This window comes from Pantoea sp. UBA4549, assembly GCF_002387285.1.
GTDB lineage: Bacteria > Pseudomonadota > Gammaproteobacteria > Enterobacterales > Enterobacteriaceae > Pantoea > Pantoea borealis.
Map to the genome: position 1 here is coordinate 1 of NZ_DGLH01000002.1, position 20,773 is coordinate 20,773.

Consider the following 20,773-nt stretch of genomic DNA (forward strand, 5'->3'; position numbering starts at 1 on the left):
GAACCACCAGCCGCCCCAGCCCAGCTCATAATAGGCCCACGCCGATCCCAGCACGATACCCACCGTAAGGAAGACCCACGCGGCGGTGGTCCAGGGTCGCGACCAGCGCGCCCAGGCGGTATCCAGTCGCCCGGTCATCAGCGAGGCGATGGCAAAGGCAAACGCCACCGAGAAACCGACATAGCCCATATAAAGCAGCGGCGGATGGAAAATCAGGCCGATATCCTGCAGCATCGGATTGAGATCGCGTCCGTCGACAGGGAAGTCAGGCAGCGTGCGGGCAAACGGATTGGAGGTCAGCAGGATAAACAGCAGAAAGCCGGCATTAATGATCCCCATTACCGCCAGCACGCGCGCCAGCGCATCCCGCGGCATCTCACGGCTGAAAATCGCTACCGCCAGCGACCAGCTGCTGAGCAGCAGTACCCACAGCAGCAGCGAGCCTTCATGCGCCCCCCAGGTCGCGGCGATGCGATAGTAGACCGGCAGCAGCGTATTCGAGTTAGTCGCGACATACGCGACGGTGAAATCATTCACCACAAACGCGTGCACCAGCACCATAAAGGCGGCGGCAATGCTTAAAAACATGCCCCAGGTCAGCGGTCGTGCGAGCGCCATCAGCCGCGCATCCTGACGCGCGGCCCCCCACAGCGGATAAAGACTCAGCAGCAGCGCCAGGCCCAGCGCCAGGCAGAGCAGAAAGGTTCCGATTTCCGGCATCATGGCTGATTACCCGCCGGCTGATAGCGCACTGCGGCGCGGGTATGATTGGTATTCATTGCGTCCTGAATTTCCGGCGGCGTATATTTTTCATCGTGCTTTGCCAGCACTTCCCGGGCGCTGATGACATTATCTGCCTGCAGGACTCCCTGCGCCACGACCCCCTGCCCTTCACGAAACAGGTCGGGCAGGATGCCGTTATAGCTGACGCTGACCACGCCTCGGGCGTCATAAAGGCTAAAGGTCACCGCCAGCGATTGCGGATCGCGCTTTACGCTGCCAGGCATGACCATACCGCCCACGCGCAGGCGCTGTCCCGCTTCCGGCTTCAGCTGCGCGTCGCCTTTGCCATTGATAATCTCGCCCGGCGTATAGAACAGATCGATGTTTGAGCGCAGGGCATACATCACCAGGGCGGTCGCCAGGCCAAGGCCGGCCAGAATAGCCAGCACCACCAAAAGACGGTTACGACGACGGATATTCATCCTGCCTCCCCGGCAGCGCGCGCGCGCTGTTTAATCTGTGCCGCACGCACACGCTGTTCCCGCGCCTGACGCTGACGGATCTCCGCCAGCAAACGACGACGCTGCAGCAGCGTATGCAGCACCAGACCCAGCAGCGGGATCAGGGTGCAGGCCACCGACAGCCAGACAAAAAAGGCGTAGCCGCCCATGGCAAAGAATTCACTCCAGGAGGAGAAGGCCGGACTCATGCTTTTTCCCCCTGCTGCGCCAGCGCGATAGCCCACGGACGATGCCGTTCAGTCAGTAAAATCAAATTACGCAGCCGCATCAGCGTCAGCGTGATAAACAGCAGCAGATAGCCGAGAATTGACCAGCGCAGCGGCGTGCGCATAGCGGGATCGATCGCCTGCTGCAGCAGACCGGATGAGCCCTGATGCAGCGTGTTCCACCACTGTACGGAAAAATGAATGATCGGCAGGTTCACCACGCCGACGAGGATCAGGATACCGGCGGCGCGGCCCGCTGTGCGGCGATCGTCAAAGGCGAGCCAGAGTGCCATCGCGCCCATATAAAGGAACAGCAGCACCAGCTCTGAGGTGAGGCGCGCATCCCAGATCCACCAGGTTCCCCACATCGGCTTGCCCCACGCAGAGCCGGTGACCAGTGCAATAAAGGTAAACGCAGCGCCCACCGGCGCCATGGCGGCGGCGGCCAGGTCAGCCATTTTCAGCTGCCATACCAGACCGGTGAAGGCGGCAATCGCCATGGAGGCGTAGATCCCCATTGACCACATGGCAGCGGGTACGTGCAGGTACATAATCCGGAAGCTGTTGCCCTGCTGATAATCAGCCGGTGCGAAGCCAAACCCCCATCCCCAGCCAAGCAGCAGCGCGCCGGCTGCGGCAATCGCCATGCCAGGAATAAGGCGCCCGCATAGCTGATAAAGGCGCTCCGGCCTTGCCCACTGATGTATCCATTTCCACATTTGCATTGCTCACACTTAATAATAAAGACGGAATGGCTTCTCTGAGGAAGCGCATTACTGCAGGCTGATTCGCAGCGCCGCCGCGGTGGCAAACGGCGAGAGCGTCGCACTCACCGTCAGCATCGCACCCAGAACCGCCAGATAGCCGCCAACTGGCAGCCCCTGCCCGGCGGCATCGATAGCCGCACTGGCAAAAATCAGCACCGGAATGGTCAGCGGCAGCACCAGCAGGCTGAGCAGCACGCCGCCGCGCCGTAATCCCGTTGTCAGACCGGTGCCGATAGCACCAAGAAAGCTCAGCGTCGGCGTACCCAGCAGCAGCGTCAGCGCCAGCGCGCGCCAGCCTGCCATGTCCAGCGACAGCAGCAGGGCCGCCAGCGGCGACAGCAGGATCAGCGGCAGGCCGGTGACCAGCCAGTGTGCGATCACTTTACCCAGCACCGTGACCGGTAGCGGCGCCGGCAACAGCAGCAGCTGTTCCAGCGACCCGTCAAGGAAATCGTCGCGGAACAGACGCTCCAGCGCCAGCAGCGAAGCCAGCAGAGCGGCGACCCAGACCACGCCGGGTGCAATACGCGCCAGCTGCTGCGGTTCCGGCCCGATGCCGAGCGGAAACAGCGTAATGACAATCAGAAAGAACCACAGCGGATTGATCACTTCAGCCCCGCTGCGAAACGCAATTTTCAGTTCACGCCGGATAATACGCAGCAGCATTATTGCCACTCCCCGCTCAGGCGTATTTTACGTAGCGCGGCGGCGGGCAGCTCCTGGTGCGTGGTGAGGATCACCGCCCCGCCCTGACTGGCGTGCTGATTAAAGCGTGCCATCAGTGTTTCCACGCCAGCTTTATCGATCGCAGTTAGCGGTTCATCCAGGATCCACAGTCGGGCTGAACTGAGCCAGAGGCGTGCCAGCGCGACGCGTCGCTGCTGCCCGGCAGAAAGCTGCGCCACCGGTACCTCTTCATAGCCGGTCAGGCTGACCTGCTCCAGTGCTGCATACAGCGCCGCCTGGCTGCTGTCGCCGTGCCAGAAACGCAGATTTTCCAGCGGGGAGAGTACCGCTTTTACGCCAGGCTGATGGCCAAGATAGAGCAGGTTTTGTTGCCATATTTCACGCTGTCGCTGCAGCGTTTCGCCCTGCCAGCGCACTTCGCCCTCTTCTGCCCGGCTTAGCCCGGCCAGCAGACGCAGCAGTGAGGTTTTGCCGGCACCGTTCGGCCCTTCTATCTGCACGAGGTCACCTGGCCGGACATGGAAGCTCAGTCCGTGAAACAGCATTCGCTCATCGCGAACGCATAAGAGATTAATGACGTCGAACATAGAGGGGCGCATCACCGCAAAAAATGAGGCGGCGATAATATCACACTGTTGCAGTCCGCCGAAGAGTGTGACCGTGCTCTCATTTCGCTCCACGCACCTGTTTACGGTCTTTAAATCCGAAAACTGTGTAAAAAAGCGGCGCGGTTAAAATTTTGTTACGCTTAAAGAAACTCTTCGTAACATTTCAGGCTTGCTAAAACCGTCTACGCTTATTACGCATTGGCACTATCACCAGGAGCAAACATGAAGCCATCGCCATCACATGCTGAACACGACAATGACGTAGACAGCGAAGAAAAAGAGCAAGGCACTGAGATTGAAGTTGATGAAGAGGCCCTGCCCTCGCGGGCAGCGGCGATTCATGAAGAGATACGGCAGGATGGAGAGAAAGAGTTAGAGCGTGACGGCATGGCGCTGCTGTGGTCAGCTATCGCCGCAGGCCTCTCAATGGGCGCGTCGCTGATGGCGAAAGGGATCTTTCAGGTTCATCTTGAGGGTGTCCCCGGCGCCTTTCTGCTGGAGAACTTCGGCTACACCTTTGGCTTTGTGATTGTGATCCTCGCGCGGCAGCAGCTGTTTACCGAGAACACCGTGACGGCGGTCCTGCCGGTCATGCACAAGCCCACCGGCAGCAATTTTATGCTGCTGCTGCGCCTGTGGGGGCTGGTGCTGCTGGGCAATCTGATTGGTACCGGGCTGGCGGCGCTGGCCTTTAACTACATGCCCATTTTTGATGAGGCGACGCGCCAGGCGTTCACGGCCATCAGTGAAAAGGTGATGGAAAACACGCCGGGCGAGATGTTCGCGAATGCCGTGATCTCCGGCTGGATCATCGCCACCATGGTCTGGATGATCCCGCATGCGGAAAATGCCAAACTGCTGATCATCATTATGATGACGTGGCTGGTGGCGCTGGGCGATCTGGCGCATATCGTAGTCGGATCAGTCGAGGTGCTCTATCTGGTCTTTGCGGGCACGGTGCCGTGGCAGGAGTTTTTCTGGCCATTTGCGCTGCCCACGCTGCTCGGTAACATCACCGGCGGCACGCTGATTTTTGCCCTGATCAGCCATGCGCAGATCCGCAACGACATGAGCGAAGAGGCGAAAGCGAAGGCGCGGGCGGATCAAAAACGCCGCGAAAAAGCAGAAGAGAAGAACGCTGCAGGAGAGCAGACTGAGTAACCCGCTCCCCGGGCGCGGCGCTGCTGACAGAATGAGCAATCACGCCGCGCCCGGTTAACATCCGGGAGACATACGGGTATACTGCGTTCCGGATGTCTCCTTAGTTAAATGGATATAACGAGCCCCTCCTAAGGGCTAGTTGCAGGTTCGATTCCTGCAGGGGACGCCATATCCCCCTCATCCTGCAAATCCATACCGGCAAATTTCGACAGCTGCTGACTGATGCTGTTTTCTTTGTAGCAGGTGACCAGTAGCGCCTGGGTGGCACGCGTAAAGGCCACATACAGCGCCGGAATAGCCTCAGACTCATCTTCAGCCCCTTTATGAACAAATGAAGCATTGATCACGGCAACGTAAGGGAACTCCAGCCCTTTGCTGCTCTGAAAGGTCAGAAGATGTACCACATCCTCCCGATGCGAATAGCGTTTTTTGTCTTCTGTCGTAAAGCTCACGGCAGCAGGGATCGCATGCTGCTTCAGCAGATCGATGAGTCTGTCTGCTGAAAAATGCGTGGGACACAGTACCGCCATGTCGCCCCAGCGGCCTGCAGACGCATATTTTTCTCTCAGCCATGCCACAACGCGACGCGCTTCATCTGTTGCAGACTGACACTGTTCGATATCGGGAATGTCGCTGTTTTCTTCGCCGCAGGCTTCCGGCAGTACCAGCGGAAGCTCCTGATTATGATGCCGGTCAAAGTAGTCGCGTGAAAAAGCATAGGCAAAATTGAGGATGCGCCGCGGATTGCGATAGTTTACCCGAAGGATAGAGGTACGCCCCTGCGCCTGGATGCCCACGCTTGCCAGCGAGAAGTTCAGCGCTTTTTCACGCCGGTACAGAGACTGGGCATCATCGTACATCAGCAGCAGCGAGCGGCGGGTGTTATCAAACAGCCGGGCAATCAGTGAAAGCCAGCGCCGGTCGAAATCATGCCCTTCGTCCACCAGCACCGCATCGTACCCCGCATCCCCGACGGTGCCGCTGTTAACCGCATTTTCCAGCGCCGCGAAGCAGTTATCATAATAGCGCCCTTCCCCGCTCATATTCAGCTTAAAGGTCCGGGCGGCCGTCGCGCACCAGTCATGAAAATGATAGACGTGTACTTTATCCGATAGCCCTCTGGCCGCGATGCACTCACGGATATAGTTAGCCAGAATGATATTAAAACAGAGTACCAGTACAGGGCGCGTGGTGGTCTCGGAAAGATATAAACAGCGGTAGAGTAAGATCAGCGTTTTACCGGAACCGGCCACGCCATGTATGACACGATGCCCTTCGCCAAGATTACGCGCCAGCACCTCCTGCTGCAGATCCATTACCCGGTAAATATTACTGCGCTTATTTTTTACCGTAATAGCGATCTCCGGAAAAAGATGCCGGCGCAGTATATCCCGCATAGCGGGTGTTATTGCGGGTCTGAAACGGGTAGTAAACAGTCCGGAAATTTTAGCGCGAAACGCAGAAACAGAGACAGACTCTGTCATTTCATCCTGACAAATCGTCAGCGCCTGCGGAAATATAGATTCGACCACGCCATCGGCTGAAAGTGATGTCAGTTGCTGGCGGGTAATATTGGTAAACACCACACCATAAGCCCAGGCCATATTCAGCTTTCCTTTATACAGGCCTGTTTTCTGCTGCAGTTTCGGATCCTGAGATAACTGTTCGACGGTTGCACAGGCATACTCTCTGACCTGCAGCAGCGGATTTTGCGCCTGCGTTTCGCCCTGGGCGTTTCTCAGCGTCACCCGCTGCGGATCCGCATGCTGCAATGTATTTAGCTTCCAGTCTTTGACCTCAAGGAAAATCAGTCCGTTGTCGGGATCGATAATAACAAAGTCAGGATGCCGGTACTGGCGTCCAACCGGAATGTCATACCAGATAAGGCAATCGTCGCCGAGATGCGATTCAAGCCGCTGGGCGACGCGTCGCTCTCCGTGCGTCATTCGCCCTGAACACAGCGTCAGGGAGGTCATTAATTTCGCCATAAAACAGTATCCACGTATATAAAGTACATCAGCGCAACACAACGATAACACCGCTATTAAAAGTTTAGAATACGATGTTATGCCGTTTTACCCTGTGCCGGTTTATTACGCTGCTGTTATTCTGATAATGGCGGGTCAGAAATATATTTATTCTGAGGGTAATAACGCCTCTGATTTACCGGGCATTCCGCGGCCTTTTCCGGCAGGCGGGAAAATGCGGGCAGGAGTGGTATGATTTACGCTAAATGATGCCGCTGGCATCTGAACCCTCCCCCGTTTCCGGAGCGCACCATGAAACATGAGATTGATCTGAAGTATTACGATATCGCTGACACTTACGCTGAAGAGTGTGAAAAACCGGTGAGTGAAGCCGAGCGCGACCCGCTGGCGCACTACTTCCAGCTGCTGATCACCCGCCTGAATAACCATCAGGAGATCAGTGAAGAAGCGCAGCATGAGATGGCGCGCGAGGCGGGAATTGCTGACGCGCGCATTGATGATGTGGCGAACTTCCTGAACGAATGGGGCAACGAGTAAACGATGTTAACAGGCTGTCTGAAGGCAGACAGCCTGCTCACCGTGGCGTTGATTACTTACGTGCATCCAGCAGCTGCTGCGCATTATCCGCAGTGACCGTGGTCCACGGAATGTAGTAGTGTTTTTTCGTGCCGCCGTCCCAGGCGAGATCTTTGGCATACTGCTGCCAGATGTCAGACTGCGGCTGATAGCCTGCGCCTTTTACTGCGCGCAGCGCGACATCAATGGCGCCCTGCATCTGGCCTTTCGCATCCTGCAGAATAGAGACCATTTCACCCGCCTGAACGGCATGAATTGCATCAGACACGCCATCCACACCGGCAATCGCGAAATCGTTAACGTTCAGACCCGCGCCTTTAATCGCTTCAATAGCACCCAGCGCCATCTCATCGTTTTGGCCGATCACACCGTTGATTTTACCGCGATGCTTCTGCAGCCAGTTCTCCATCAGCGGCTGTGCCTCTGCGCGTGACCAGTTGGCTGTTTTTCTCTCCAGTACGGTAACCTGTCCCGGACCACACTCCGCTATCGCTTTGTCATTGCCTTTGCCGCGCTGGATCTCACCGCTGCCGCCCTTCGGTCCTTCGATGATGACGACATTGACCTTTTTGGTTTTGCACTGCAGCTTATCCAGAACCGCTTTGGCCTCCAGATAGCCGCCCAGCTCATCATTAGAGACCACTTCTGACGTCATCTCTTCCGTGTTCAGACGGGCGTTGGTGACCACCACCGGAATTTTGGCTTCGTTAGCATTGGTCACAATATCGATGTTGGCTTCATAGTCCATCGGGTTCACGATAATGGCGTCTGCGCGCGTCTGGATAGCGGTCGCCGCCTGGTCATTCTGCACCGACGCATCATAACGACCATCGTAAAAGGTGAGTACAGCTTCGCCGCTTTTTACTGCCGGATGCGCTTTACCGTAGCGCTCCATCAGCTGAACGAATTCCGCCTTATTGCCATACATCAGTACAGCAATCTTTACGGGTGCAGCCTGCGCTATGCTAATCGCGCCCAGCGTCAGGGCTGAAGTTAACAGAGCGATAGATCTTATTTTCATTGTTCTCTCCTGGCAGGGTTTATCTATTCAGAGGTTAATCGCGCTGTTGTTTACGCGACGGATCGAGCAGTACAGCCACTACAATCAGGGCGCCTTTGATAATCTGCTGGTAGTAAGACTGCACCCCCAGCAAATCCAGGCCGTTATTCATTACGCCGATGATCAGCACACCAAAAAAGGTGCCAACAAGCGTACCGACACCGCCAGCCATACTGGTGCCGCCAATCACTACCGCAGCAATCGCATCGAGTTCATAGCCTGCGCCCGCGTTAGTCTGTGCCGATCCGGTGCGTGCGGTGAGGATCAGCCCGGCGATCCCGGCCAGCGCGGCGCACAGGGTGTAAACCATGACTTTTATGCCCACGACGCTGATGCCTGACGTACGGGCACTTTTCGGGTTGCCGCCAACGGCATAGACGTAGCGTCCGAGTAAGGTTTTATTGAGCAGCAGCCAGGCGAGGCCAAACAGCACAACAAAGATAATGACCGGTACGGGTATGCCGGCCATGTAGCCGTTGCCGAGCCAGCGAAAATCACTGTTAAGCTGTGAAACCGGGTTGCCGCCGGTGGTCAGCATCGTGAGGCCGCGGGCAGCAGAGAGCATGCCCATAGTGACGATAAACGGCTGCAGGCGGTAACGCGCCAGCACGGTACCGTTGATCAGGCCACAGACAATGCCAATACCCAACGCGACAATCATCGGGACCATCACGGCATGCGCCGTATCGCCGATTGCCATGCCGCTGTTGTTAGTGGCAAAACGCGCAGCAACAATGCCGCTCAGCGCCAGCACCGATCCCACCGACAGATCGACGCCGGCGGTGATAATTACAAAGGTCATACCGATCGCTAAAATGCCGTTGATAGAGACCTGGCGCAGCACAATCAGCATATTTTCATTACTGAGAAAATAGTTGCTGCTCCAGGCGCCATTAGCGACCTGCAGCTCGCCGACGGCTGCTACAATAAGGCAAAGCACAAAAAACGCGATGATGATGCCGTATTTGTGCATACGTCTTTTATTGCGTGTAAAAAATGAGATGCCGGAAGGCATGGAATGTGTGGTGTTCATAACGTTGTCTCTCTGTTAAACCGCCAGCTTCATCAGTTCACTCTGCGTTGCCTGAGCCGCACTTAATTCTCCCGCCAGCTGCCCGTCGCGGAACACCAGAATGCGATCGCTCATGCCGATGATTTCCGACAGCTCTGAGGAGACCATTACGATCCCCTTGTTTTTCAATGCAAACTCAGACATAAAGCGGTAAATCTCTTTCTTTGCACCGACATCAATACCCCGGGTAGGCTCATCCAGCAGCAGTACCTCCGGATTGAGTAACGCCCAGCGCCCCAGCACGACTTTTTGCTGATTGCCGCCGCTGAGATTGCCCACCAGCTGTTCGGCATCCGGCGTTCGGACGTTAAAGCGTTTGATCATCTCCAGGCTGCGCGCCTGCTCCTGCTTCTCACTGATAAAGCCGCCGCGGGAGATGGCGCCAAATGAGGCGATGTTGATGTTTTCCCGAATCGAACGACAGAGCACCAGGCCGGTCGCTTTGCGATCTTCAGTGACATAAGCGATGCCGTGCCGGATCGATTCTTTCGGTGAATGGCGACCCAGTACTACCTCGCCCAGCCGGATGGTGCCGCTGTCTGCGTGTTCAATACCAAACAGCAAATCGAGAAACTCGCTGCGCCCGGAGCCGACCAGCCCGTAGATGCCGAGGATTTCGCCCCGCTTCAGGTGCAGGCTGATATCGTTGATTTTGTTACGCCAGCGCAGGTTTTTTACCTCCATCATCACCTCATCGCCCGGCTGATTGAACTTGGCAAACTCACTCTCGTATTCTCCGCCAATGATCTGTTCAATCAGCTGTTCACGCGTGATGTCGGCCAGCATGCCCTCCTGCACCCAGGCGCCATCGCGAAAGATGGTATAGCTGTCGGCAATCTGAAAAATCTCAGAGAGGCGGTGGGAGACATAAATAATGCCTTTGCCCTTTTGCGCCAGCCGGGCGAGAGTCTGAAAGATTTTTTGCGCATCCTCTTCGCCAATCGCTGAAGTCGGTTCATCCATGATGATGATGTCAGCATTCGCGTGAGAGAGCGCTTTGGCGATCTCCACCAGCTGCTGCCCGGCAACGCTGAGGTTACGCATTTTTTCGGTAGCAGAGATGTCAAAATCGAGCTCCTCCAGCAGCACGCGGGTGCGCTGATTGAGCGTGGCAAAGTCAACAAAACCAAACCGGCGCGGTTCGCGTCCCAGCCAGATATTCTCGGCCACCGTCAGGTCCGGAATCGCGCTTAGCTCCTGCTGCACAATCGCGATACCGGCAGCCAGCGCGTCGCGCGGGTGAGCAAAGCTGCAGCGCCTGCCGCGGATAAAAATCTCTCCGGCATCGGGCTGGATAAACCCCATCAGGATGCTGAGAAAGGTCGATTTTCCGGCACCGTTGCCGCCGCACAGCGCATGAATTGACCCGGGGCGCAGCGCAAATTCCGCGTTTTTCAGCGCCACAACCGGGCCAAACGCTTTGCGGATCCCCGTGACCTCCAGCAGCATCTCCTGGTTATTTCGTGTCACAATGCCACCTCCGGATAAGTACTGCTGAGACGGTTCAGATAGCGCTGATAATGCGTTTCATAGGCCTGATGGCGAGCGGGATCCGGCACGGCGCGGGTGCTTTCATCCGGCGTGACAAAGCGCTGACACAGCGACTGCAGTAACGCATCCGGCTGCTGTGCAGGGTTATCCAGCAGCGCGCTGGCCCACATCGCCTGAATTGCTGCGCCCAGCGCGGCGGTTTCAGGGATGCGCAGCGAGACCACCGGACAATTCATGACGTCGGCAACAATTTGCCGCCAGCCGCTGCTGCGTGAGCCGCCGCCAGTGAGGCGGATCTCCTGCGCGCTGATGCCCTGCTGCCGGAACAGGTCGAGTCCGTAACGTAATCCGTAGGTCGCACTCTCCACGGCGGCGCGGCAGAGGTTCGCGCGGGTAAAATTCACGGCATTCAGGTTATGCAGACTCGCCTGCGCATGGGGCAGAGGCGGCGTGCGCTCGCCATTAAAAAATGGCAGCATCTCAATGCCCTCCGCTCCCGGCTCTGCCTGATTCAGCAGCTGATTAAAGCCGGCAATATCCTCTGCCAGCAGCGTCTGGATCAGCGTGGTTGCAGAGGTAACATTCATGGTGCAAATCAGCGGCAGCCAGCGGTTAGTGCTGGAGCAGAAGCTGGCAATCAGCCCGTGCTCGTCGATTACAGGCGTGTCACTGCAGGCGAACAGCGTGCCGGATGTGCCGAGGCTTAGCGTTACCGTGCCCGGCGCAATATTGCCGGACCCGATGGCGGCCATCATATTATCGCCGCCGCCTGTCGCCACCCGCACCGCAGGGCGTAATCCCAGACGCTGCGCGGCTTCCGGCTGCAGGGTGCCGATACAGTCGTGCGCAGCAGCCAGCGGCGGCAGCGCCTGCCACAGCCGGCCATCCGGATCGATAAGATCCACCGTGTGCCGATCCCAGCGGCGGCGGCGGATATCCAGCAGGCCGGTGCCGGAGGCGTCGCCATACTCCATCACCCGTTCGCCGGTCAGCCAGAAATTAAGGTAATCGTGCGGCAGTAACACGGTGTGTAAACGCGCCCACAGCGCCGGATGCTGCTGCTTCAGCCAGAGAATTTTCGACGCGGTGTAGCCGGTCGCCGGAACAAGCCCTGGCTGCGCCAGCGCACCGCTGATCCCTCCCAGCTGCTGCAGCAGCCAGCTGTTCTGCGCATCGGTGGCGGTGTCGCACCACAGCTTTACCGGGTGCAGCACTGCTCCGGCTTCATCCAGCGCTACAAAGCCGTGCTGCTGACCAGAGACACTCAGCGCAGTAATCTGCTGTGTATCGATACCGGCGTCTGATGCTGCCTGATGGAATGCCGTGACCAGCGCGTCAATCCACTCGCTGGCATGCTGTTCACGTGTGCCATCTGCGTCGCTCTGCAGCCGGTGCGGCGCGCTGCCTTCGCCGACAATCGCCCCCTGCTCGCTATTCACAATGACCACACGCGTTCCCTGCGTGCCGCAATCAATGCCTGCATAGAGCGCCATGCGTCACTCCATCTCCAGCATGATTTTGATATCTGCCGCATGACCTGCGGCGGCGCGATCAAACGCTTCAACGCTGTCGGCGAATTTATAGGTGTGGCTGATAAGCGGCTCTACCCGCAGCTTGCCGCTGCTCAACAGGCGCAGCGTGCGGGGATACATATTGGCGTAGCGAAAAATGGTTTTGAAGGTCAGCTCTTTGGCCTGGGCCGCAACAATGTCCATTGGTGCGGCGTCCACCGGCATACCCACCAGAATCACCGTCGCACCCGGCGCCGCGTGTTCTGCCAGCGTGGCAATAGCAGGTTTAGCCCCGCTGCATTCAAACACCACATCCGCACCGTTACCGCTGGTGAGTTCAGAGACTTTGCCGGCCAGATCGCCGGTTTTGATATTGATGGCGTGCAGCCCTTCATATTCCGCCGCCACGGCCAGCTTTTCATCAAACATGTCGCAGATGATCACATCAGAACAGCCACCTGCCAGCGCTGCCAGCGCAGTCACCACGCCGATGGGTCCGGCACCCAGCACCAGGCCAATGTCGCCGGGTTTGATCCCGGCTTTGGTCGCGGCCTGCATTGCCACCGCCAGCGGCTCAACCATGGCTCCTTCGCGGAAGCTGACATTTTCCGGCAGTTTAAAGGTGAACGCCGCGGGATGAATGACCGTTTCACGCAGGCACCCGTGCACCGGCGGCGTCGCCCAGAAGCGTACGGCGGGATCGAGATTGTAGAGACCCGCACGCGACTGATCGGAATTCAAATCCGGGATCCCGGGCTCCATACAGACGCGATCGCCTGCTTTCAGGTGCGTGACGTTTTTTCCGGTCTCCAGCACAATGCCGGCAGCTTCATGGCCCAGCACCATCGGTGCCTCCACCACAAACGGACCAATCCGGCCATGTTTGTAGTAGTGAACATCGCTGCCGCAAATGCCTACTGAGTGAATTTTGATTTTGACATCGTCATCGCCCAGCACTTCATCAAATTCCCGATCTTCAATCGCAATGTGGCCTGCCTGACTCAGAACTAACGCTTTCATTAACGCCCCCGGATTCATTTTAATGGTATCGATATCATTTCAATGCGGCGATAGTGACGTAAAAAAAACGCTAAAACTGTGATGCAGACTCAATAATCCCGATCTGAAACCATGCTCTCGTCACTGACCCGGCGAATTGCGGATCGGGATCACAGAAGATCATAAGCGGAACACGCTTTAATGGTATCGATATCATTACAGGAGAAACCGCATGACCGATTATCCGCAGGCGATTGAGCGCACCCTGACATTTCTGCAGCAGGCGAATATTGTTCTTACCCCTGCAGAGCAGGAGAAAATTGAAATTGCCACTTTCGGCCTGGACGACTACCCCGCTTCAGGTTTGCAGCTGTTAACCTATATCAATGAACCGCGCTATTGCGCTAAAGAACTGGTGCTGTTTCCCCGCCAGACCTGCCCTGAGCATCGGCATCCGCCGTTTAATGGTACGCCAGGCAAGCAGGAGACCTTTCGCTGTCGCTGGGGCGAAGTCTATCTGTTTGTCGATGATGAGCAGCTCACGCCAAACGATGCGGCGGGCTCTCCGCGCTGTCAGGTGCCTGCCGGCAGTGAAACCGCCTATACCTGCAGCCGCTATATTCTGCTGCGTCCGGGCGAACAGTACACGATTAAACCCGATACGCGGCACTGGTTTCAGGCGGGTGACCAGGGGGCCGTTGTCTCGGAGTTTTCATCAGAAAGCCGCGACGACCTGGATATTTTCACGGACCCGCGCGTCAGACGACTCGCATAACGCAGCGAGATCGCTTAACGCTAAACGATCTGCCATGATTGACTCATGATACAAAATGACAGGGTTGATTAAGGAGCCAGACTTGGCAGCAGGACGGGGACGCAAGGCAACGCTGGCAAGCGTTGCTGCCCAGGCAAACGTGAGCAAAATTACCGCCTCACGCGCCTTTTCACAGCCGGAAAAAGTGCATCCGGAGACGCTGCAGCGCATTCATGCTACCGCAGAGCAGTTAGGCTATGTGATGAATACGGCGGCGCGCAGCCTGCGGGCAAAGAGCAGCAAAACTATTGGCATCGTTAATCCCGATATGGCTAACCCCTTCTTTGGCGGCCTGACGCGTCTGATGACGCTGGAGGCAAATAAGCTGGGCTACGATACGCTGGTGTTTGACTCCTGTGAGTCGCAGGAAAATGAGAACCGTATCATCGACAGGCTAATCGGGTATAACGTTGATGCCATTATATTGTCGGTGATTTCCAACGATCTTCACTATCATCCGGCCTATATGACGCGGCTGGAGACGCTGAATATACCGGTGGTGCTGGTCGATCGTGAACTGCAGGTTTCTCACTGCAGCGGTGTCTATATTGATAACCTCGACTGTGGCCTGCAGACCGGTCGCTGGCTGGCGGAACAGGGGGCACAGCGTATTGTGGTGGTCTCCGGTCCCGAAAAGTCGAACGTTGCACGTGAGCGGGTGCTCGGTCTGCAGGCCGCGCTGCAGGGCAAAGCTGCCTCGCTGGAAGTGCTCTACGCTGACTTTTTTATGGATGCAGCCTGGCAGGAGACCCGCCGCTGGCTGAACCATCACCCTGCCCCTGACTACTTTGTGGGCTGTAACAATCAGATCTCACTCGGCATTATTAAAGCCTGCATCGATCACTCACTCAGTCTGCAGCAGCAGGTAAAACTCTTCAGCATTGACGAGGTTACGCAGGCGGATATTTATGGCTTTCACTTTCCCTGCATCGCACACGATCTGCAGAGCATCGCCTGGCAGGCGCTGAATCTGGCTATCCGGCGCATCAATGAGAGTGACAGCAAGCCGGGCAAAGTTATCGTGCGGGGTGAAGTGATCCCCTGATAACGCGTTTTTTACCGGCTATAGCCCTGCCGCCACGCTGACGGGGCCACGCCATGCAGCTGACGGAACCGGTTACTGAAATGGCTGGCAGAGTGAAAGCCGCAGCGCAGCGCAATCTCAGTCAGCGGCAGCGTGCTGTGCATCAGTAGCTCTTTCGCCACTGCCATACGGCGCTGCATAACATACTGGTGCGGCGCGCTGCCGGTGCTGCTGCGAAACATACGGGCAAAATGGTATTCACTGAGCGCAGCTTCTGCGGCGAGCCGCGCCAGCGTCAGCGGCTGATCAAGCTGCGCATCAATCAGGGCAATAATACGCCGCAGCACGGCGGGTGCCAGCCCACCGCGCACAGCGGGCAGCTGCCACTCCACATCACTATAGCGCTGCAGCAGGTGCGTCAGCAGCAGCGTCGATGCGCTGCTCAGCATCAGCTGATTGGCAGGCTGCTGCCAGCTGACGCTGAGTAAAAAATGGCGGTAAAGCTGGGTAATACGATCGTCATCAGCAAAAATCTTTTCCTGCAGATTCAGGCTGGCCGGCGAGCGATCCCAGATCTGTTCACCAAGCTGACGTAAATGTGTATCGGTGCAGTAGAGATGCACAAATGAAAGATCGGCCCGTAAATCCCAGGTTGACTCCATACCGGACGGCATCAGGCAGAAACGATCCGGCGCGCCGCCGTTGCGCCACCCGTGTGGCGTTTTATGCCAGGTATCATAACCCTCTTCGGTATACAGGCTCAGGGTATGATGATCGCTGTGGTTGGTTACGCGGTCACCGCTATTAAACCAGGCTGCCAGCCGGATACCGCCCGAGAGCGGTACGCTGTCGCGCAGCTGAGCCTTACGGTTTTTTAGCATGGTAAAAGTCTGGTAATCGGACATGGCGCACATCACATCTGCAGCGGTTAAACAGCAGTTTACGCGTCCGCACGACGGAAAACAGCGCTGCAGCCGGTCTGTGAGTGAAAAAGCGCAAGTTTTTGCAAGTGCTGCGCAATACGGTGCAAGCGTCCGTACGCGCAAGTGAGGATACTGCACTCCCCTCCCTGCCGGAGTAATAACAATGAATATAGTGCTTTATCTGAGCGTGGTGCTGATCTGGGGCACCACCTGGCTGGCGATCTTTCTGCAGCAGGACGCGGCCACTACGCCGGTTTATGTCGCGGTATTCTGGCGATTTCTCTTTGCTTCGCTGCTGATGCTGGTGCTGCTGACGCTTTGCCGCCGTCTGCGATCGCTGGATACGCGCGATCATCTGTTTTGTCTGCTGCAGGGAGGCTGCGTGTTTGGCTTTAACTTTGTCTGTTTCTATCATGCGGCGGCGTGGATTAGCACCGGTCTGGAGTCGGTGATTTTTTCCATGGCGGTGATCTTCAACGCGCTTAACGGCTGGCTCTTTTTTGGTCAGCGCCCGCCGCTGCGCCTGCTGCCTGCCGCGCTGCTCGGTATGAGCGGTATCGTCGCGCTCTTCTGGACTGATATCCGTGCGGCGCACCCTTCACCGCAGCTGTTATGGGGCGCGGGCCTGAGTGCCCTGGGCACCTTCGGCTTTTCCCTGGGTAATATGATTTCGGCCCGGCATCAGCGCCGCCAGCGCGATATTCTGACCACCAACAGCTATGCCATGCTTTACGGCGCGCTGATCATGGCAGCAATGGCGTGGCTTAACGGGGATGCGCTGCAGCTGCCGTCTAATCTGCAGTGGCTGGGCGCGATGAGTTATCTGGCGCTGTTTGGTTCTGTGATTGGATTTGGTGCTTACTTCACGCTGGTGGGGCGCATCGGCGCCAGTCAGGCAGCATACAGTACGCTGCTGTTTCCGCTGGTCGCGCTGACGCTCTCGACAATATATGAAGGCTATCAGTGGCACGCTAATGCCGTGTCAGGACTGGCACTGATTTTACTGGGCAACCTTGTCATGTTTGTACGCTGGCCAGTCAGCCGTGCGCTGCGCACAGCCTGACAGCAGAAGCGGGCCTGCAGCCCGCTCCCTATCCTCTAGCGCCAGCCACCTGCGCCGGACTGAAGCTGCTGTGGCTGATTAAGGGCTTTTCTGGCGATCCAGTACAGCATTACCCGCTCATCATCGCTGTCACGATCGGCCATAGCCAGCAGCTTTAACGACAGCGTGGCTTTGTTGACAGGCTGATGTTCATCGCTTAATTCGATCACCGCCTGACCGATAAGACAGCAGACCTCATCTCCACTCGATACGGATTCATATGCCCGGTCTTTCATATTTCCTCCCGTTGGTTGAAATGTAAGCCTGGCAAACCTCCCGGACTCTGCAGGAAAATCGCCGCGCTCAACACACCTGCTTACATATGTTCATCAGGCGAAACAGCGTGACGTGAATTGTCATGCCGCTGCCATTCATACCGGAAAAATGGCATTTCATTCTCTGTTCCCGGCGGCTGAGGCGGGATCCGGCCACTGCCTCGCGCGTGCGCGCTAAGCTGCCAGCAGACTTCATATTCCCGGACGGGAGATTAACAATGACCACAGCTTCAACGGCGCACTACCGGCGTACCCGCATACTGACTCTGATCGGCACTGTCATTACCCAGCTTGCGCTGGGCTCCGTGTATACCTGGAGTCTCTTTAACGGCGCGCTGGCGCATAAACTGCACGAATCTGTCAGTCAGGTCGCGTTCTCATTTGGGTTGCTGAGTCTGGGGCTGGCTATCGCCTCCTCGCTGGCAGGCAAACTGCAGGAGCGTTTTGGCGTGCGTAATGTGACTATCGGGGCCGGTATTCTGATGGCAGCCGGATTCTGGCTGACCGCTCAGGCTGATAACCTGATGATGCTTTATCTGAGCGCCGGTATTCTGGTAGGCCTGGCGGATGGCGCAGGCTACCTGATGACGCTGTCAAACTGCGTAAAGTGGTTTCCTGAACGCAAAGGTCTTATCTCCGCCTGTTCGATCGGTGCTTATGGCCTGGGCAGTCTGGGTTTCAAATTTGTCTGCGGCACCCTGCTGGATGCGGTCGGCCTGGAACACACCTTTATGATCTGGGGCGTGCTGGCAATGAGCATGATGTTCTGCGGTGCGCTGCTCATGCGCGATGCGCCGGTGCGCACTGCCAGCAGTAATCCGCACCATGCTGGCCGCGATTTTACGCTGGCGCAGGCGATACGCCTGCCGCAATACTGGATGCTGGCGCTGATGTTTCTTACTGCCTGTATGAGCGGCCTGTATGTAATTGGCGTAGCGAAAGATATCGGTGAAGGGATGGTGCATCTTACGCCGCAGATAGCAGCGAGCGCCGTAACGGTTATCGCGATTGCCAACCTTAGCGGCCGGTTAACGCTGGGCGTATTGTCAGACAAAATGGCCCGTATCCGGGTGATCTCACTGGCGCAATGCATTGCGCTCGCAGGCATGAGTATTTTGCTGTTTACCCGTATGAATGAAACCACCTTTTTTGTCTCGCTGGCCTGCGTAGCCTTCAGCTTTGGCGGCACAATCACCGTTTTCCCGGCGCTGATCAGTGACTTCTTTGGTCTGAATAATCTGACAAAAAATTACGGGCTAATCTACCTGGGTTTTGGTATTGGCAGCGTGCTCGGTTCGCTGGTCGCCTCACTGTTCGGCGGCTTTACCGTTACCTTTAGTTTAATCATGACGCTGCTGGTTATCTCGCTGCTGCTTTCACTGAGTGTTCGTCAGCCGCGGCGTCAGACAATTAACAGACCGGCTCTGCATAATTGATTAATGTGCGGGCGTGGTCAGCAGACCGCGCCCGCATTTTTTATTAAGTCATTAGCGTTACCAGGTTATTGCCTTTCAGAATTGTCGCGCTATTATAAAGCGCTATTCAGTTTATTCCGATTCAAATAGATATATTTGCCTAGCTGTTCTTTTATTTTGACACATCTGGCAATAGTTATATAAATAAATCTACATTTGCTGCATCTTCACTCCACTATTCTGGCGTAATCTGACCTCACTGGAAAAGAGGAGGTCTTTCCATGAAGAAGCTTATTTCATTAACGTCGATGGCGGTCATGATCAGTTTGCTCAGCGGATGTATTATTGAGCACGACCGTGGCCGCAGCGCTGGCTGGGGTCATGACCGCGGCTGGCACCATGGCCACTACGGGCATCGTCACGGATAATTGGGCAAAGCTCACACAGCACTAATAAAAAAAGAAATAGAAAGAACCAGGGCGGGAATATATCCCGCCCTTTTTTTAGCTTTTAATCGCGTAATTACACTGATACCAGGCTTTCTTTAATCCTGGCAGATGACTGTCCTGAACAGGCAGTGAATCCACTTTATCGAAACCCCGTTCACTGCAGTAATTTGCCAGGTCAACATTCATGGCATCCCGATTAAGGCTATGCGGATCGTAACGATATTGAACAGTGTTCGACGTGTTATCTTCATCTACACGTTCAAATCCGCCAGGCTGATTAACGCTGCAGCCAGCCAGCATAATAAGCGCTAACGCGCCGGTAACGATATTTTTCATTCAGGTGTCCTCTTCAGGCGTCGCAGTGTAAACAACGATGCCCCTGCGCGGCTATAGGAAAACGCGCGAAATAGTCTTGATACCAGTGATTTTACCAATTGAATCAATAAAACCAAACGGCTTTTCTTATCATATGACAACTGCGATAGTGCAGTCAGACCACACGATGTCTGCTCCACACCAGGTAATATCAATAATAAAAAAGTAACAAAGTGACCTTTGTGCCCGCGCTGAGCGGGCTTTTTTTCATCGGTTATCCGTTACTGTGCACCATATTACGTAAAAGACCGGCGGCGCGCTTAGCTGGCAATGCGAGAATAGCGCTGTAGAGATCGATAGACATTGCACATAACGCACTGCGATCAACGGCGGTATCAGCTGGCTGATTGAGCTGCTGAAGTTTATTGCCCCATTTACCGTATAGCTGGTCAACTACCTGACGCAGATCGCGCCGGGCCAGCGGCCGGTCAATCTGCTGCTCCGCCCCCTGACTGCTCAGCAGCAGGGCTTCAAGCGCGTCGCTGTCGCGCTGATAGAGTGCCGGATCCAGCACCTCCTGCAGATTAATCCCGCCGGTGACCTGCGGATAGAGAAACTGAAAACAGCGTTGCGGATTCTGCTGCTGCAGCGCACGCATCTCTTCCACCGAAACCTGAACATACGCAATGACCGCCTCATCACTGGCGCGGGCCATGCGTTTATTGACGATGTCAGCCAGCCAGCCCCGCAGGTCGCCCAGCGCCCGTTCGGCAGAGGTACCCTGCTGCAGCTTGTGCAGCAATTCACGATTCAGTAATTGCCATAGCTCCGGCTCCTGAACCTTCAGCAGACGGTAGCCCGGTGCCTCGCTAAGCTGCCGCGCAACTGCCTCCGCCTGCACCTTCTCTGCCTGGCGCGGATGCAGCCAGCTAAACCAGATCGCATTAGCCGCCACCAGCGGCAGCATAAACAGCAGCACACCCTGCCAGGCACGCAGCGCCGTGGTGCGTACCAGCATCACGATCACCAGCGCCAGCAATGCAAACGCCGCCAGCACTAACATAAAAAGCAAAGTCATAGCGCAGC

The 20,773-nt window shown here is 56.4% G+C and carries 23 protein-coding genes and 1 tRNA gene; 8 read left to right on the forward strand and 16 right to left on the reverse strand.

Translation table 11 applies throughout. The features are described from left to right. From ccsA to ccmA, 6 genes are all read right to left on the reverse strand, one after another. The coding region (ccsA, locus tag B3041_RS00265) for a cytochrome c biogenesis protein CcsA (RefSeq protein WP_292968377.1) at nucleotides 1-723 on the reverse strand (723 nt) is incomplete at its 3' end. After that, the gene (gene ccmE / locus B3041_RS00270; protein WP_292968380.1) at nucleotides 720-1,205 is read right to left on the reverse strand and encodes a cytochrome c maturation protein CcmE; all 486 of its coding nucleotides are present in this window, start codon (nucleotides 1,203-1,205) and stop codon (nucleotides 720-722) included. The genes ccsA and ccmE, both read right to left, overlap by 4 nt. Then, nucleotides 1,202-1,432 (reverse strand): heme exporter protein CcmD, encoded by a 231-nt coding sequence (gene ccmD, locus B3041_RS00275; RefSeq protein ID WP_292968383.1) that lies wholly within the window; start codon nucleotides 1,430-1,432, stop codon nucleotides 1,202-1,204. The genes ccmE and ccmD overlap by 4 nt, the downstream gene beginning before the upstream one ends. Continuing rightward, nucleotides 1,429-2,169 carry a heme ABC transporter permease gene (locus B3041_RS00280; protein WP_292968386.1) on the reverse strand — a complete coding sequence of 247 codons (741 nt, stop codon included), beginning with the start codon at nucleotides 2,167-2,169 and terminating at the stop codon, nucleotides 1,429-1,431. The genes ccmD and B3041_RS00280 overlap by 4 nt, the downstream gene beginning before the upstream one ends. Nucleotides 2,170-2,223: 54 nt before the next feature. After that, entirely contained in the window at nucleotides 2,224-2,883 is a 660-nt protein-coding gene (gene ccmB, locus B3041_RS00285) for a heme exporter protein CcmB (RefSeq protein WP_065648786.1), read from the reverse strand. Then, complete coding sequence (gene ccmA / locus B3041_RS00290) at nucleotides 2,883-3,491, reverse strand: cytochrome c biogenesis heme-transporting ATPase CcmA (protein WP_292968502.1); 609 nt, start codon at nucleotides 3,489-3,491, stop codon at nucleotides 2,883-2,885. Before ccmA ends, ccmB begins: the two co-directional genes overlap by 1 nt. 243 nt (nucleotides 3,492-3,734) lie before the next feature. On the opposite strand from ccmA, the gene B3041_RS00295 reads away from it, so the two are divergent. Both B3041_RS00295 and B3041_RS00300 read left to right on the forward strand, forming a co-directional pair. Next, on the forward strand, nucleotides 3,735-4,673 hold the full coding sequence (locus B3041_RS00295) for a formate/nitrite transporter family protein (RefSeq protein ID WP_292968394.1): 939 nt from the start codon (nucleotides 3,735-3,737) through the stop codon (nucleotides 4,671-4,673). Nucleotides 4,674-4,767: 94 nt separating this feature from the next. Then, nucleotides 4,768-4,842 (forward strand) — tRNA-Arg (locus tag B3041_RS00300). On the opposite strand, the gene B3041_RS00305 is transcribed toward B3041_RS00300, so the two are convergent. After that, nucleotides 4,802-6,661 (reverse strand): DEAD/DEAH box helicase, encoded by a 1,860-nt coding sequence (locus tag B3041_RS00305; RefSeq protein WP_075050761.1) that lies wholly within the window; start codon nucleotides 6,659-6,661, stop codon nucleotides 4,802-4,804. The genes B3041_RS00300 and B3041_RS00305 overlap by 41 nt on opposite strands. A 291-nt stretch (nucleotides 6,662-6,952) precedes the next feature. Between B3041_RS00305 and B3041_RS00310 the strand changes: the two genes are divergently transcribed. Further along, nucleotides 6,953-7,198 carry a DUF2543 family protein gene (locus tag B3041_RS00310; RefSeq protein WP_065648784.1) on the forward strand — a complete coding sequence of 82 codons (246 nt, stop codon included), beginning with the start codon at nucleotides 6,953-6,955 and terminating at the stop codon, nucleotides 7,196-7,198. 52 nt (nucleotides 7,199-7,250) lie between these two features. Here B3041_RS00310 and B3041_RS00315 read toward each other — a convergent pair whose 3' ends face one another. From B3041_RS00315 to B3041_RS00335, 5 genes are read right to left on the reverse strand one after another with little or no spacing between them, the layout of a single operon-like run. Then, nucleotides 7,251-8,258: a substrate-binding domain-containing protein gene (locus B3041_RS00315; RefSeq protein WP_065648783.1), complete on the reverse strand. Its 1,008-nt coding sequence runs from the start codon at nucleotides 8,256-8,258 to the stop codon at nucleotides 7,251-7,253. A gap of 34 nt (nucleotides 8,259-8,292) precedes the next feature. Beyond that, entirely contained in the window at nucleotides 8,293-9,312 is a 1,020-nt protein-coding gene (locus tag B3041_RS00320; RefSeq protein WP_412158906.1) for an ABC transporter permease, read from the reverse strand. Between the two features lie 33 nt (nucleotides 9,313-9,345). Beyond that, nucleotides 9,346-10,818: a sugar ABC transporter ATP-binding protein gene (locus B3041_RS00325; protein ID WP_292968503.1), complete on the reverse strand. Its 1,473-nt coding sequence runs from the start codon at nucleotides 10,816-10,818 to the stop codon at nucleotides 9,346-9,348. Nucleotides 10,819-10,835: 17 nt separating this feature from the next. Next, nucleotides 10,836-12,353, reverse strand: coding sequence for a xylulokinase (xylB, locus tag B3041_RS00330; protein WP_292968403.1), 1,518 nt, complete (start codon nucleotides 12,351-12,353; stop codon nucleotides 10,836-10,838). A gap of 3 nt (nucleotides 12,354-12,356) precedes the next feature. Beyond that, a complete protein-coding gene (locus B3041_RS00335) occupies nucleotides 12,357-13,391 on the reverse strand; it encodes an NAD(P)-dependent alcohol dehydrogenase (RefSeq protein WP_065648779.1) in 1,035 nt (344 codons plus the stop codon). A 211-nt stretch (nucleotides 13,392-13,602) separates the two neighbouring features. On the opposite strand from B3041_RS00335, the gene B3041_RS00340 reads away from it, so the two are divergent. Then, on the forward strand, nucleotides 13,603-14,145 hold the full coding sequence (locus tag B3041_RS00340; RefSeq protein ID WP_065648778.1) for a D-lyxose/D-mannose family sugar isomerase: 543 nt from the start codon (nucleotides 13,603-13,605) through the stop codon (nucleotides 14,143-14,145). A gap of 82 nt (nucleotides 14,146-14,227) precedes the next feature. Further along, a complete protein-coding gene (locus B3041_RS00345; RefSeq protein WP_065648777.1) occupies nucleotides 14,228-15,229 on the forward strand; it encodes a LacI family DNA-binding transcriptional regulator in 1,002 nt (333 codons plus the stop codon). Between the two features lie 11 nt (nucleotides 15,230-15,240). Here B3041_RS00345 and B3041_RS00350 read toward each other — a convergent pair whose 3' ends face one another. Next, the gene (locus B3041_RS00350; protein ID WP_065648776.1) at nucleotides 15,241-16,113 is read right to left on the reverse strand and encodes a helix-turn-helix domain-containing protein; all 873 of its coding nucleotides are present in this window, start codon (nucleotides 16,111-16,113) and stop codon (nucleotides 15,241-15,243) included. Nucleotides 16,114-16,294: 181 nt separating this feature from the next. Here B3041_RS00350 and B3041_RS00355 point away from each other — a divergent pair, with 181 nt between their 5' ends. Continuing rightward, a complete protein-coding gene (locus B3041_RS00355) occupies nucleotides 16,295-17,194 on the forward strand; it encodes a DMT family transporter (protein WP_065648775.1) in 900 nt (299 codons plus the stop codon). A 35-nt stretch (nucleotides 17,195-17,229) separates the two neighbouring features. Here B3041_RS00355 and B3041_RS00360 read toward each other — a convergent pair whose 3' ends face one another. Then, on the reverse strand, nucleotides 17,230-17,469 hold the full coding sequence (locus tag B3041_RS00360) for a hypothetical protein (RefSeq protein ID WP_065648774.1): 240 nt from the start codon (nucleotides 17,467-17,469) through the stop codon (nucleotides 17,230-17,232). 257 nt (nucleotides 17,470-17,726) lie between these two features. Here B3041_RS00360 and B3041_RS00365 point away from each other — a divergent pair, with 257 nt between their 5' ends. Then, a complete protein-coding gene (locus tag B3041_RS00365) occupies nucleotides 17,727-18,944 on the forward strand; it encodes an L-lactate MFS transporter (protein ID WP_292968418.1) in 1,218 nt (405 codons plus the stop codon). 260 nt (nucleotides 18,945-19,204) lie between these two features. Then, the gene (locus B3041_RS00370) at nucleotides 19,205-19,351 is read left to right on the forward strand and encodes a hypothetical protein (protein ID WP_167350666.1); all 147 of its coding nucleotides are present in this window, start codon (nucleotides 19,205-19,207) and stop codon (nucleotides 19,349-19,351) included. Between the two features lie 75 nt (nucleotides 19,352-19,426). Here the strand turns inward: B3041_RS00370 and B3041_RS00375 are convergent, their stop codons facing one another. Together B3041_RS00375 and B3041_RS00380 are read right to left on the reverse strand one after the other, a co-directional pair. Then, complete coding sequence (locus tag B3041_RS00375; RefSeq protein ID WP_292968427.1) at nucleotides 19,427-19,708, reverse strand: hypothetical protein; 282 nt, start codon at nucleotides 19,706-19,708, stop codon at nucleotides 19,427-19,429. Nucleotides 19,709-19,961: 253 nt separating this feature from the next. Continuing rightward, nucleotides 19,962-20,765 carry a hypothetical protein gene (locus B3041_RS00380; RefSeq protein WP_065648772.1) on the reverse strand — a complete coding sequence of 268 codons (804 nt, stop codon included), beginning with the start codon at nucleotides 20,763-20,765 and terminating at the stop codon, nucleotides 19,962-19,964. Nucleotides 20,766-20,773: the final 8 nt, after the last annotated feature.